8 protein-coding genes are annotated in these 14,001 nt (G+C 54.7%); 5 read left to right on the forward strand and 3 right to left on the reverse strand.

The window, feature by feature from the left end:
• Positions 1-2: 2 nt before the first annotated feature.
• Positions 3-8,600, reverse strand: coding sequence for a glycoside hydrolase family 94 protein (locus ACXIZX_RS21690; RefSeq protein ID WP_479404991.1), 8,598 nt, complete (start codon positions 8,598-8,600; stop codon positions 3-5).
• Positions 8,601-8,870: 270 nt separating this feature from the next.
• On the opposite strand from ACXIZX_RS21690, the gene ACXIZX_RS21695 reads away from it, so the two are divergent.
• Both ACXIZX_RS21695 and ACXIZX_RS21700 read left to right on the forward strand, forming a co-directional pair.
• Positions 8,871-9,032: a YnfU family zinc-binding protein gene (locus tag ACXIZX_RS21695; RefSeq protein ID WP_008102026.1), complete on the forward strand. Its 162-nt coding sequence runs from the start codon at positions 8,871-8,873 to the stop codon at positions 9,030-9,032.
• A 4-nt stretch (positions 9,033-9,036) separates the two neighbouring features.
• Entirely contained in the window at positions 9,037-9,282 is a 246-nt protein-coding gene (locus ACXIZX_RS21700) for a hypothetical protein (protein WP_008102024.1), read from the forward strand.
• A 16-nt stretch (positions 9,283-9,298) separates the two neighbouring features.
• Here the strand turns inward: ACXIZX_RS21700 and ACXIZX_RS21705 are convergent, their stop codons facing one another.
• Complete coding sequence (locus tag ACXIZX_RS21705; RefSeq protein WP_061719258.1) at positions 9,299-9,571, reverse strand: hypothetical protein; 273 nt, start codon at positions 9,569-9,571, stop codon at positions 9,299-9,301.
• A 197-nt stretch (positions 9,572-9,768) separates the two neighbouring features.
• Here ACXIZX_RS21705 and ACXIZX_RS21710 point away from each other — a divergent pair, with 197 nt between their 5' ends.
• Both ACXIZX_RS21710 and clcA read left to right on the forward strand, forming a co-directional pair.
• Complete coding sequence (locus tag ACXIZX_RS21710) at positions 9,769-10,245, forward strand: YciE/YciF ferroxidase family protein (protein WP_061719259.1); 477 nt, start codon at positions 9,769-9,771, stop codon at positions 10,243-10,245.
• A gap of 152 nt (positions 10,246-10,397) precedes the next feature.
• Positions 10,398-11,786 carry a H(+)/Cl(-) exchange transporter ClcA gene (gene clcA / locus ACXIZX_RS21715; protein ID WP_479404992.1) on the forward strand — a complete coding sequence of 463 codons (1,389 nt, stop codon included), beginning with the start codon at positions 10,398-10,400 and terminating at the stop codon, positions 11,784-11,786.
• Positions 11,787-11,813: 27 nt separating this feature from the next.
• Here the strand turns inward: clcA and ampR are convergent, their stop codons facing one another.
• Positions 11,814-12,692 (reverse strand): LysR family transcriptional regulator AmpR, encoded by an 879-nt coding sequence (ampR, locus tag ACXIZX_RS21720; RefSeq protein WP_479404993.1) that lies wholly within the window; start codon positions 12,690-12,692, stop codon positions 11,814-11,816.
• Between the two features lie 116 nt (positions 12,693-12,808).
• On the opposite strand from ampR, the gene blaPSZ reads away from it, so the two are divergent.
• Positions 12,809-13,942 (forward strand): PSZ family class C beta-lactamase, encoded by a 1,134-nt coding sequence (gene blaPSZ / locus ACXIZX_RS21725; protein ID WP_479405384.1) that lies wholly within the window; start codon positions 12,809-12,811, stop codon positions 13,940-13,942.
• Positions 13,943-14,001: the final 59 nt, after the last annotated feature.

Consider the following 14,001-nt stretch of genomic DNA (forward strand, 5'->3'; position numbering starts at 1 on the left):
TGCTACTCAGCGAGATGAATTCGTACCTGATGAATCCCAGCTTCACCGCTGAGCGTAATGGCATCATCCGCACTTAGCTCATCATCCAGCCACAGCTGATAACCGCCTGGCGTACGCAGCATCTCAATCTCATAGCGCGCGGCACCTTCATGATAAATCACCTTCCCGCCCGGCCACGCCTTAGGCAGACGTGGACGCAGTTGCAATTTATCGCCGTGGCGCGTAATGCCGAGCAGGGTCTCGATGATCAGCTGATACGTCCAGCCCGCCGAACCGGTGTACCACGTCCAGCCGCCGCGACCTTGGTGGTTCTCAGCGCTGTAGACATCCGCCGCCATCACATAAGGTTCGACTTTGTAGGTTGCAACAGCATTCGCATCAAGGCTGTGATTGATCGGATTGATCAGCGCCAGCAACTCCCATGCGCGATCGACCTGGCCCATTTCCGCGAACGCCATAATCGCCCACAGCGCGCCATGCGTGTATTGCCCGCCGTTTTCGCGAATGCCTGGCAGATAACCACGAATGTATCCCGGATTGGGACCAACGCCATTAAACGGCGGTGTCAGCAGCTTGATCAGGCCGTTATCGCTATCAACTAACTGCTGATCGAGCGCCTGCATCGCCGAGGTGCATTTATCATGATCGCCCGCAGCGGAAAGCACCGACCAACTTTGTGCGATAGCATCAATGCGGCATTCGGCGTTGCGCTGTGAACCCAGGGTTTCGCCGTTATCGAAGTAGCCGCGCAGGAACCATTCACCATCCCAGGCGCGCTGATTCAGTGCCGTTTTCAGCTTTGCAGCCTGCTGTTCGCACAACGTAGCGGCTTCCGCTTGCCCGATACGTGTGGAGAGCGCGGCAAAGCGTGTAAGCACGCTGTAAAGGAAAAAGCCTAGCCAGACGCTCTCGCCTTTGCCGGCAATGCCGACTTCGCTCATGCCGTCGTTCCAGTCGCCAGAACCCATCAGCGGCAAACCATGCTCGCCAAATCTCAGACCATGCTGGATGGCGCGTAAGCCATGCTGCCACAGGTTTTCCTTCAGCTGACTGACGTTAGGCAGGCTGTAAACCGACTCTTCTTCGGCCACGAGCAGCGGCGCTTCAAGATAGCTAACTGGCTGTTCTAACAGCGCCAAATCCTCAGTGGCAGTGATGTAGTGGCAAAGTGCAAAGGGCAGCCAGAGATAATCATCCGAGCAGCGGGTGCGCACGCCGCGTCCGGCTGGCGGATGCCACCAATGCTGTACATCGCCCTCGAGGAACTGGCGGGACGCGCACAGCACCAGCTGATCGCGCAACAAGTGCGGCGCGGCGTGGGTCAGCGATAGCGTGTCCTGCAACTGATCGCGGAAGCCAAACGCGCCGCCCGACTGATAATAACCGCTGCGCGCCAGCAAACGGCTGGCCAGCGTTTGGTACAGCAGCCAGTTGTTCGCCAGCAGGTTCACCGCTGCATCCGGTGTTTGCACCTCGACTTTGTTTAACAGACCGCGCCATTGCTGCTGCACTTTTGCCAGCTCTGCTTCCGCCTGTTCGCTGGGGAGAAATTGCTGCATCAGCGCCAGCGCCGCTGTTGTATCTTCCGCCGCGCCTAATACGAACACCAAGGTGCGCGTGTCGCCATCAATTAAGCTGGTCAGCGTTTGCAAGGTGGCGCAGGGATCGAGCCCCGCGCCGGTGTTACCCGATAAGCCACGCGCTTGCATCATCGCGGGTTTACGCGTTGAACCATTGCGGCCCAGACACTCAAGGCGATTACCGCTGAAAGCAATCTGATTGCCAGATGCGGCGAAGAAAGCGGTGCGCGCCGATCCGGCGCTGGTGTACGGATTCATCGCCAGAATGGCGCTGCCATCGGCCACTATCGCCGATGAGGTTTGCACGTGACGAGCAGATTGGCTCATCAGCTCACCCAGCACCCATTCGACGTAGCCGGTGATCGACAGATGTCGCGTTTTACCCGACAGATTGCTCAGCTGGATCAGCGTGATTTTCGCTGCCTGTTCGCCCGCGACGAAGGTGGTGAGCGTGCTGCGGATGCCTTGCTCCTGATGCACAAAGCGGCTGTAACCCATGCCGTGCTGCGTTAAATAATCACCATTGCCACGCATCGGCAGCGGCATCGGCGACCAGACATCGCCGCTCTCCTCATCGCGCAGATAAAAGGCTTCGCCCGACGTATCGCTGACCGGATCGTTGTGCCACGGCGTCAGGCGGTATTCGTGCGCATTTTCATACCAGGTGTAGGCCTGACCACTTTCCGAGATCACGCTGCCAAACTGTTTATTCGCCAGCACGTTGCACCAGGGCGCGGGCGTCTGAAGATGTGGGGACAGCAGAATGTGATATTCACTGCCATCGACGCTGTAGCCGCCGGTGCCATTGAACAGTTGCAAGGTTTCCGCTGCGGCGAGGCGAGCGGGCGCAGGAAAGGCCTGTTTATGTGGCAGGAAGCGGGAAGGCGGCGCAACCGGCTGCGGTTTTAACAGCACCGTCAGCTGATCGGCCAAACTGCCATTGCGTCCTTCCAGCACCACGGCTGCCACGCTGAGTAACAGCGTGACGTCCTCGGCGGCAAAATGATCGCTTTGCCGCAGGAAGATGCCGCCCGGCTTGTCGGCCAGCAACTGCACCTCGCCGGATGAAATCATCTTGATTAGCTGATTCTGCAACAGCTGCTGATAGCCGCCTTGCTCGCCGTTAAGGATCACCAAATCCGCCGTTAATCCTTTCTGACGCCAGTATTGATGGGCCTTGATCAGATTGCTCACCAGGCTAAGCTGGGTTCCGTTTTCGATGCGTACCAGCACGATAGGCAGATCGCCTGAAATGGAGTAGCGCCATAGCGAGGTTTGCCCCAGACGATTCTGCTGCATACGCTGGCTGTCGCCGCGCATTTCAGGGCTGGCAAAGATCACCGCGCTGGCGAGTTGGTTATACAAACTGGCATCTTCGGCGAGGATATTCAGCTGCCGTAGCGCCACCTGACTGTGCGAAGCCGCCATTTCAAATACCCGATTGGCATAGACATTGTTGCGATACTTCTCAATCAACCCAAGGCAGGCGTCACGCTGCGTAGTAACGCCGTACACCAGATCGAGGGTGATGGATTTACCCGGTTTGAGCGCGATTTTTTGCCGAATCGACATCAGCGGATCGAGCACCGCACCGGCGCTACCGCTGAGTACGCCTTCCGCTGAAATTGCCTGCGGATTGGCGGTGGTTCTGCCACGACCAATAAACTGCGCGCGGTCGGTTTCATAATGCGTATCGCGCTCGCTGGTGCCGTGAATCAGCAGCGCGTGGAACATCCATACTGGCTCAGTTTTTTCATCACGCGGGCGGCGATGCGCCAGAATAGCTTCCAGCTCGGTAACAATCTCGGTTTGCACAAACAGATTACTGAACGCCGGATGCGCCATATCGCTGGCGGCGGAGGCGAGCACCACTTCCGCATAGCTGGTGATATCAATCTCACGCAGCTGGCGTGAATGGTTGGTGAGGACGATGCGGCGAATCTCCACATCATCTTCTGGCGACACCACCACCTGCGTGTGCGTGCTGAGGGTTTCAGCGCGTGACTCAAACTCCGCGCCAGCATCGGTGAAGCGCGCAATGTGTTGCGGTCGCGCATCGCCGCTCGGCTGGAACGTCGGGCTGATCAGCTCGCCGGATTGACGATCGCGGATATAGCAGAAGATGCCGTGCTGATTGCTGGTGCCATCGGCGCGCCAGCGGGTTAACGCTAATCCTTTCCACTGGCTGTAACCGGTGCCGGATTGCGTCACCATCACATGATAATTGGCATTCGACAGCAGCTGCAGCTGCGGCAAGTGCGCAGCCGAACCGCTGAACTCACGCAGTTCAGGCGTGTCCGAACGCGGCTTGATCTCGCTGGTGTCAACGAACTGACGACGCGGCGTATACAGCTCAATGTCATCCGGCACGCGCTCCTGCAACAGTAAATAAGAAGACTGGAAGCGCGCGCTGGACATAAACCGCGCCACCATCGGCGCTTCATGCAGCAGATGCGAGATCGCCAGAAAACCCATTCCCTGGTGATGCGCCATGTAGGTTTTTACCGCGACAAATTGCTGACCGCGCGCCAGCCGATGTGCGGTGAAATCAAGCGCTTCGTAGAAACCGTATTTGCCGCAGGCACCCATTTTTTTTAGCCGCATCAGGTTGTCGCTGGCCTGATGCGGCAGCACCATTAGCGCTAACAGCGAGGCGTAGGGCGCCACCACATGGTCATTATTGAGGCCACGTTTTAGCCCCAACTCGGGGGTACCAAAGGCTTTGTATTGATAGTTCTGGTTGTCATCAAAAGCGGCATAGGCTGATTCGGAAACGCCCCACGGAATCTGTGCGGCGTCGCCAGAGGCGATCTGCTGTTTCACCGCCGAGAGCGCCATTTTCTCCAGCAGCGTATCCGGGTAAACCGGCATCACCAGATGCGGCATCAGATACTCAAACATTGAGCCGCTCCACGACATCACCGCAGGTTTGTTATCCAGCTGGGTAAACAAGCGGCCCAGTACGAACCAACTTTTTACCGGCAGCTGATTGGCGGAGATGGCGTAATAGTGCGTCAGGCGCACTTCGGAGGGGAAGAGATCGTAATGGCCTTTGTCGAGCAGGCCGCTATCGAGATTATAACCGACGCTGAGCAGCGCGTTTTTTTCGACATAGAGAAAACGGAAGTCCATTTTGGCGTGATCTTCCAGACGTCCTTCCAGCTCCAGCAAGGTCGCCATGCGTTCACGCGCGGCCCACATCACGGAAGCGGCGAGCTGGGCATTAAGGCCGGGGCGATGAAGCTTTAATTCACTCAGCCACAGCAACGAGGGCAAAGCGTCAGGCAGCACATCATCCGGCCCGATCCAGCTGAAATAGCGCATCCACTCTTGCTGAAAATCGCTAAGCTGGTGGATGAAGCGTTCAAACCATTTCACCTGCGACGCCGGCAGCTTGAGCTGTGCCAGCAGAATTTCACTCAGCGCGATCAAGGATGAAAGATGATTGGCAATCGCGGCGGGTGCGACATGCTGCAGCGCAACAAACTGCTCGGCGAGCTCATCCCAGCGATCGTGACGCTCTGTGCCCATTTGCGCTTTGGCCAGCGTCAAGGTGTCATTCAGACCAGCCATGATCACCGGCAAACCAATTACTGGCAGATGCTTCCACTGCGCAAGGCCCGCTTGCAAAGTAGCGAGGTGCGCAGCGAGGTTACCGCTATCGACAGTAGAAACGTAGCGTGGATTTAACGGTTTTAGCGTGTAAGTGTCGTACCAGTTGTAGAGATGACCACGGAAATGCTCCATGCGATCGAGGCTATCCAGCGTGGCGAGCGAACGGCTAATTACCTGTTTCTGCGTGATGTAGCCGAAATCCCACGCGGTTAAATTAGCCAGCAGCGACAGACCGATATTGGTCGGCGAAGTACGGTGCGCCACCACCGGCTGCAACACTTCCTGGAAGTTATCCGGCGGCAAGTGGTTATGCTCGGCGATGACGAAATCTTCAAACCATGCCCAGGTATGGCGCGCGGTCTGGCGCAAAAACTGCTGCTGCTCGGCGGAGAGTTTTTTCTGCCGCGATTGCGCCGGTTTACTCAACTGCCATAACAGCCACGGCGTAAACAGCCACAGCAAGGAAAGCGGCAACGCCAACGCGATCAGTTGTGGATTGATCAGCGCGGTTAAAAGTGACAGTGCAACGCCTGCCGCCGGATTAAACCACATCGCCTGATAAAAATGGCGCAGTGACGGCGTGGGCGATGAGCTGCCCGCCGATGCGCTTTTCCATTCATGGAGAAACTGCCCGCTGACGTTCAATCGCCACAGCGTGACGATGATCGCTTTCAGCGACCAGTAGCTTTCATGTGGCAACGCTACCAGAGTCAGTCCTGCGCGGCTCAGGCGCATTAACGCGTCTGAGGACAAGATAGAGAGATGATGTTGCCAGGCGCGCTTTTTGCTTTTGCGCATGCCTTCCATGCTCAGCGCAAAAGCGCTTGGCAGCAGCAGGAACAGCGCAATACAGCCGACCCAAAACGGCGGATTCGCTACCCAAGTGAAGGCCAGAAACATCAGCAGTAACAAGGCAGGAGCCACCAGGCTACGACGCAGGTTATCGAACAATTTCCAGCGCGAAAGTGCGCTCAGCGGATTGGCCTGATAACCGCCATCCTCGAGACGTACGCGCAGTTTTAACCAGTTCAGCAGCTGCCAGTCACCGCGCACCCAGCGGAAACGCCGCGCGACATCGCTGAGATAGTTGTCCGGATAGTGTTCATACAGCACCACATTGCTGACCACGCCGGAACGCGCGTAACAGCCTTCCAGCAGATCGTGACTCAGCACCAGATTTTCCGGGCAGGTATTGCGCGTCGCGCGAGTGAAGGCCGCCACATCGTAAATGCCTTTGCCGACAAACGAACCTTCGCCAAACAGATCCTGATAGATATCGGAAGACATTGATGAATAGGCGTCGTTGCCCGGCACGCTGCTGGAGAGCCGCGCGTAGCGACCTTGCCCAAAGGGCGGGATCTCTTCGGCCAGACGCGGCTGCAGAATGGCGTAGCCTTCCACCACGCGGTTCAGGCGATCGTCAAATACCGGCGCATTAAGTGGATGCGCCATGATGCCAATCAGCTTGTGTGCGGTTTCGCGCGGCAGAATGGTGTCGGCATCAAGCGTGATGACGTATTTCACCGTGCGCATCTGCGCCTGGCTGGCACCGACGATAACGTTAAACATCTCCGCTTCACCTTGCAGCCAGCGATTGAGCGCGTGCAGTTTGCCGCGCTTGCGTTCATAACCCATCCAAACGCCCTGCGAAGGGTTATGAACACGATTACGATGCAGCAGCGAAAACAGCACGTCGTGGTGCGATTTGCTGCTGTAACGGCGGTTAAGCGCCTGAATTTTTAGCACCGCATATCCGATGATTTCATCATCATCAACCTGATGTTCGTCCACGCTGTCGGTGAAGTCGGCCAGCAGCGCAAAGGTGATGTTGTCGAGCGCATTGCCGAGATAGCTGGTTTCCAGCGAGCGCAGCAGCGTATCGGTGCCGTGTTTGCTGCTGATCAAGCAAGGAATCACCACCAAGGTGCGATCGCCATCCGGCACCGCCAGCTCGTAATCGAGTCGCGGAAGGGGAACCGGATGGCGAGTGCGAGTTGTCACTTCGCTGAGCAGCTGTAAGGCAAGCTGGCTGCTGATGAGGATCACCGCCGGTACCAGCAACAGCCACAGCACCACCGACATACCGGCCTGATGGGTGAAAAACAGTGCTTCGGCGCTGAAGGCGGTGGTCAATAAGGTGAGGCTGCCAAGCCAGGAGAGCAGCGGCGTTTGGCTGAGATGATGACGCGCCTGATTGAGCCAGGAGCGGCGCGGCTTTAACTGTTGCTCAAGCTGCGCGCGTCCTTTATCCAGCAAAAAGTAACCTATATGCTGTTGGCGCGGCGGTAATTCGGGCTGATGACTCAGCGCCAGCACCTGATTAGCCACGCTAAGTTCATCAAACGCGCTCTGACGCGCCAGCTCTTCCACCACGTGTCGGTACTGATCGCGGCTGTCAAAATGCATCTGCGGATAAATGCCGGCAGGATCCTTTAGCAGTAGTTGCTCAACCAGACTGAGTGATTCGACTAAATCCTGCCAGTTGATTTCGCCGAGCTGGCGCAATCCGGCAATGCTGTTACTTACTGAGAGCTGGCTCAGTGCCAACTGACGGTTAAATTGTTCAATCACATCCGCGGTATTTCGCCCGGTATTCAGCAGATGTTGCTCCACCCACGTCAGCGCCAGCGAGTGATTCTGACCATTCAGCTTGCGCGCCAGTTCAGCGACGAACGCGCCTGAAAGCTGGTCGTTTTTGTGCGCCATCTCGGCAATTACCTGAATCACCCGCGTGGCGTCTTTAGCGGAGTGATGAACGATCTCATTAATCCACGCTTCGGCCTGGCTGCGCTCCTGATGGATCTCGGCAACGCCTTGCGCAATGCGCGCGAGGTTATCGAGCAGCGCAAAACGCAGCATGGCGGGAAGCGCCCACAGTTCTCCCATCAGCAGCGGCGTAATCCTCTGATAAGCATGAATAAAAGTCGCCAGCACCGTCGATTCTAAGCGGCCGTCGCTGTGACTGATCATCTCATCAGCAATCGCCTGAATACGTAAAGCGTGGGCGGGCTCTTCAAGCGCGGGTAAACCTTGACCAAATTTGGTGGGCAACAGATGGCGTACCATGCGAATTTGCTCTTCGATGATATAAAAATTATCTAAAAGCCATTCGCCAGCCGGCGTCAGATTACGCTTATCACCGGTACTTAATATTTCCGCACTTTTTATCAGCGCCTGTTCGTTTTCAGTCAGCCGCTGCAATAATTTATAACTTTTTTTGGCGTCAGAAAGATGATGCGTCTTTGCCAGTCGCTCGCCATATATTGCCATTTGCTGTTCGGAAAAAACGTCTGGCCGGTTCGCCTGATAGATGCCGCTGTCAGGCAATAATTCAAGACTAGCGCGTGCCGTTGCTGGAAGCGCACTACTGCCGATGATTGATCCGGTGGGAATTTTATTTTTCATAATGGCGTCGCTAAAAATCCAATGGATTATAAAAGTCAGCACTATCAACAGGAAGATTGACGGTATAAGAGAGGGCGAGGGAAATATCTATCTTTTATGAGTATAGCCTTAAAGTGATTTAACGTTTGGCTTTATAAGATAAAAGTTAATTTAAAATATTTAACTGAGCGTAATGATGGGGTTGAAGATCATTAACAATGTTGTCAAGTGTTAGTTGCAGTGAAAAAAATAGGGTGTGTTAGAATGAGTTAACTGAAAAAGGAAAAAATCATGAGCTGGTTAAATCAATTTTTAGAAGGTTTATCGCGCCGGGAAATAAAAACGCAGTGTCCAGTGTGTAAAAAATTCTGCCCGCAATCTTCCTTAAAACAAGCGCGCGGGCAGGCGATGTTGTGCCCGCACTGTAAATCACTGTTTATTGCTGAGGTATAGATGCATGCGCCATATTCTTGAATGGATTGATTTAAATGAACAAGCGCCGGGTTACAAGCAGGAGTGCATTGTGCAATTTGATAATGGCGAGGTGCAGGGCGGCTGGCTTTACGGCGGGCAGTCGCGCAGCGGTGAGCATATTTTTCTTGAGTCACACGCAGAATATGAGACCAGCATGGGGGTTAATTTCTGGATGTCATTGCCACCCGCGCAACCGAACCAACTTGCCACTGTTCACTCTATAATATGAAAACGAAAAATTAATATTATCGCTCATATTCGATAAATGACCGCTGCGCTTCAGCCCGATCGACAAACTGAAATCCCAGTGGATGTATTAATTTTTCATCACAATACCAGCGATCATTTATTCGTTTAAAAATGTCACCCTGATGAAATGATTGATCTTTATCCAGGCGCATAACGGCATATTTGCCGTTATTGAAGATGACTTCGTAAAGAGAAATTAAACCGAGCGGGAGTAAAGTACGTTCGTGAATAATTTCACCGCTGAGTTCGGGTTGTCTTGGTTTTTTCATGATTATGTCTCCGATTGACCTCCTTTAATTCTGGCAATGAATTAAACAATGCGTGGCGTTTATTTTTTTAAGGCTTCGCTTGTTAAATGTGTAATGTCCGCCAGGATTAAGTCAGTCTTATGTGTCGGCGCAATTTATTATTCCTTCTCGCCCACGTTTTACCTACCTGACATCCCACTTTAGCAAAAGGCAATATTATGACGATTAAAACACTGCACGATTTGTTTGTGCATGATCTCTCGGATATTTACAGCGCAGAAAAACAGATCACTAAAGCGCTACCAAAAATGATTCGTGCAGCCACCGATCCTAATCTGGTTGCGGCCTTTAAACAGCATCTGGAAGAGACGCGCGGACAAATTGAACGTATCGATCAACTGGTTGAGCTCACTGAAGGTGTGCAGATCAAACGGATGAAGTGTCATGCGTTGGAAGGTTTGGCTGAAGAAGCGCAGGAGATCATCGATGAAGTGGAGAAAGGGCCGGTTTGCGATGCCGGGCTGATCGGTGCCGCGCAGAAGGTTGAACATTATGAGATCGCCACCTACGGCACTTTGCGCGCGTTAGCCCTGAAACTGGATTATCAGGACGCCGCGAAGTTATTGGGTGAAACGCTGGAAGAAGAAAAAGCCACCGACGAAAAACTGACGCTGATTGCTGAAGAGCAGGATTAATTCCCTGTGGAGGAGGCTAATGCAGCTAGCCTCTTCCAAACTGAAAAATCCGCTTGCGAATTCCTGGGTTAAAAATCACTTTATTCTCAGTATGCTAATGCCTCTTTTCTCAAACTCACGTTTGAACACTGTGATGAAAACAGAGGATTTGCATGCCTGCCAACGGTCACTCCGCAGAGCCCAACACGACATTACGTGCTGGGCGCTTCTTATTGATGCAGAAACTATTACGCCGCGACAAAACGCCCGTCGCGCTGTTGCTGCTGGCCGCGCTGGTCGGTGTGTTAACCGGTTTAGTTGGCGTGGCCTTTGATAAAGCCGTCAATTTTGTGGTGCATACGCGCTTAAGCTGGCTCGATGATGCGGGGGACAATCTGCTGGTTAAAATCGCCGGCGCGTTTCTGCTCTCGGCGCTATTAGGCGCTCTCGGCTACTTGCTGGTGCGACGCTTCGCGCCGGAAGCGGGCGGATCGGGTATTCCCGAAATTGAAGGCGCGCTGGAGGAACTCCGTCCGGTGCGCTGGTGGCGAGTGCTGCCGGTGAAATTTATCGGCGGCATGGGCGCGCTAGGTTCCGGCATGGTGCTGGGGCGCGAAGGTCCAACCGTGCAGTTGGGCGGCAATATTGGCGGCATGTGTGTTGATCTGTTCCGCGTAAAATCTTCTGAGTCTCGCCACACGTTGCTGGCAACCGGCGCTGCCGCGGGTTTGTCAGCCGCCTTCAACGCGCCGCTGGCGGGCATCCTGTTTATTATCGAAGAGATGCGTCCGCAGTTTCGCTACAGCCTGATTTCCATCAAAGCGGTGTTTGTTGGCGTCATCGTTTCCAGCATTGTTTTCCGCGTGTGTAATGGCAATGAAGCGATCATTAATATTGGACAGCTACAGGATGCGCCAACCAATACGCTGTGGCTTTATTTAGTGTTGGGCGTGTTATTTGGTGGCTGCGGCGTGGCGTTTAACCGCTTCATTTTCCTCGCGCAGGATCAGTTTCAGCGCTTACATAATGGCCGCGTGGCACCGTGGGTGATGTGGGGAAGTTTGCTGGCGGGGATGTGTGGCGTGATTGGCCTGTTTCTGCCACAAGCCATTAACGGCGGGATTGCGCTGATTCCTGATTTCTCCAGCGGAGCTTACAGCGCGCTGGCGCTCTTTGCCATTTTCGCATTGCGCACGTTGATAACAATTTGCTGTTTTTCCTCCGGCGCGCCGGGCGGTATTTTTGCCCCGATGCTGACGTTGGGCACGCTATTAGGTACTTGTTTCGGGCAACTCTGCATGCAGTGGCTGCCGGGTTTGCAACTGGAGCCGGCAACCTTTGCTGTGGCTGGTATGGGCGCGCTGTTTGCGGCCTCGGTGCGTGCGCCGCTGACCGGCATTGTGCTGGTGCTGGAGATGACCAACAATTATCAGCTAATTCTGCCGATGATCATTACCTGTCTCGGCGCGACGCTGGCCGCGCAATTCTTCGGCGGCAAACCGTTGTACTCCTCAATTCTTGCGCGCACGCTGGCGAAAGCGAAACAGATAAATGTGCAGTAGGTGAATTGGTCGCCATGAATGGCGACCCTACGGCGTCTGGTGCGCATTTATCAACCAATCTGAAAACGCCATCATCGCGGCGCTTTCTGGCCGCGACTGCAAATGCGTTAACCAGTAGCCACCGAGATCGATCTCTGCGGCGAAAGGGCGCACCAGCTTCTCGCTTTGTAGCAGGTGATTGAAAATCCTCACCGGTGCCAGCGCAATCCCCGCACCTAACAATGCTGCTTCAACCATCGTTAGTGATGAGTCAAAAATCATCACCGGATGCGCAGGCGATGGTGCATGTTCATTAATGCTGTGCAGCCATTGGCTCCACTCATCACGGCGAAACGATCGCAACAGGGTGAATTTGTGCACGTCTGCAGGCTGCTGCAACTGCCGGGCAATGGCGGGATTACACAGCGGCGATAGCGGGGCCGAGCAAATAAACTGCGCCTCGGTGCCGTGCCAGGCGCCACTGCCAAAGCGAATGGTGTAATCGTGGCCCTCGGCGGCTGGATCAACGCGATTATTGTGGGTGGAGAGTTGCAGTTCTATGTGCGGAAAGCGGCGGTTAAAATCCTCTAAACGCGGCAACAGCAAACCGGTTGCAAAGCTTCCCACCACGCCGACTTTCAATTTCTCGCGCATCTGACCCGATGAGAAACGATCCAGCGTATCGGCAATACGATCGAATGAATCGTTTAATACCGGCAATAGGCTTTCGCCTTCGGTGGTCAACATCAATCCGCGCGATACCCGCACAAACAGCTGGCAGCCGAGCTGTTGCTCCAGCGATTTCACCTGCTGGCTCACGGCTGCATGGGTTACATGCAGCTCAATAGCAGCGTTAGTAAAACTTAGATGACGTGCGGCGGCTTCAAAGGCTCTAAGCGCGTTAAGTGGGATATAAGGGCGAGTCATGCGGCGACCTGTAAGAATTTCTATTGTCTGACGCTAAAATTAACAGTTTGTTGCTGCCTGTCAAATTGGGCAAACTGCCCGCGGAACAACAACCCGGAAGGTTAATAACAGTGAAATTGATTTCTCAAACATTGATAGCAACCGCACTGACATCGGTGTGCTCAATGACGTTCGCCGCGACGCCTGATGTGGACGCAATCGTTGATCAGGCCATCAAACCGCTGATGCAGCAGCAAGCCATTCCCGGTATGGCCGTGGCGGTGGTGGTTAAAGGCCAGCCGCACTATTTTACGTGGGGTATGGCGGATGAAAAACAGCAGCGTCCGGTCACGCAAGAGACGCTGTTTGAACTCGGTTCGGTGAGTAAAACCTTCACCGGCGTGCTGAGTGGCGTCGCGGTGAACAAAGGCGAGATCGCACTGAGCGATCGCGCCAGCAAATACTGGCCGGCGCTGAATACGCCGCAGTGGCGTGACATCACGCTGCTGCAATTGGCGACTTACACCGCCGGCGGCTTGCCGCTGCAGGTTCCCGATGCCGTGACTGATGAAAAGGCGCTGGCGAACTTCTATCAACAGTGGCAACCGCAGTGGGCGCCGGGCAACACGCGTCAGTATGCGAACAGCAGCATCGGCTTATTTGGCTGGCTGGCGACGAAACCCAGCGGGCTGACATTTGAGCAAGCGATGCAGCAACGCGTATTTACGCCGTTGCAGCTTAAGCACACCTTTATCACCGTGCCCGACAGCGAGAAGGTTGCTTACGCTTGGGGTTACCGCGAAGGCAAGCCGGTGCGCGTGTCGCCGGGCATGTTGGATGCCGAAGCCTATGGCGTGAAGTCGTCAATTAAAGATATGGCGCGCTGGATGCAGGCCAATATGGATCCGCAGCAGGTTAAAGACAAAACGCTGCAGCAGGCGCTGAATTTCGCGCAAACGCGTTTCTATCGTACCGATGCGTTATATCAGGGTTTGGGTTGGGAGATGCTCGATTGGCCCGCTCAGGCAGAGATGGCGGTGAAGGGCGCAGATAACAAGTTGGCGCTCGGCCCGCAGCCGGTACGGGATGCGAAAGCACATCCGCGTGTAACAGCGTCGTGGGTGCATAAAACCGGCGCAACGGGCGGATTCGGTGCCTACGTCGCCTTCATCCCAGAGAAGCAGATCGGCATTGTGATCCTGGCGAACAAAAATTATCCCAATACCGAGCGGGTTAAAGCGGCGATGCAGATCCTGAAAGCGTTGCAGTAAGCGTGTGGGGCGAACTTATCGCCCCATCCAGATCAACTACACTTTATGGGTGATTAACC

Source organism: Candidatus Pantoea symbiotica (assembly GCF_056491525.1).

Coding starts and splice junctions, on each gene's coding strand:
- ACXIZX_RS21690 (WP_479404991.1), bottom strand. CDS start 8,600: ATGAAAAATAAAATTCCCACCGGATCAATCATCGGCAGTAGTGCGCTT.
- ACXIZX_RS21695 (WP_008102026.1), top strand. CDS start 8,871: ATGAGCTGGTTAAATCAATTTTTAGAAGGTTTATCGCGCCGGGAAATA.
- ACXIZX_RS21700 (WP_008102024.1), top strand. CDS start 9,037: ATGCGCCATATTCTTGAATGGATTGATTTAAATGAACAAGCGCCGGGT.
- ACXIZX_RS21705 (WP_061719258.1), bottom strand. CDS start 9,571: ATGAAAAAACCAAGACAACCCGAACTCAGCGGTGAAATTATTCACGAA.
- ACXIZX_RS21710 (WP_061719259.1), top strand. CDS start 9,769: ATGACGATTAAAACACTGCACGATTTGTTTGTGCATGATCTCTCGGAT.
- clcA (WP_479404992.1), top strand. CDS start 10,398: ATGCCTGCCAACGGTCACTCCGCAGAGCCCAACACGACATTACGTGCT.
- ampR (WP_479404993.1), bottom strand. CDS start 12,692: ATGACTCGCCCTTATATCCCACTTAACGCGCTTAGAGCCTTTGAAGCC.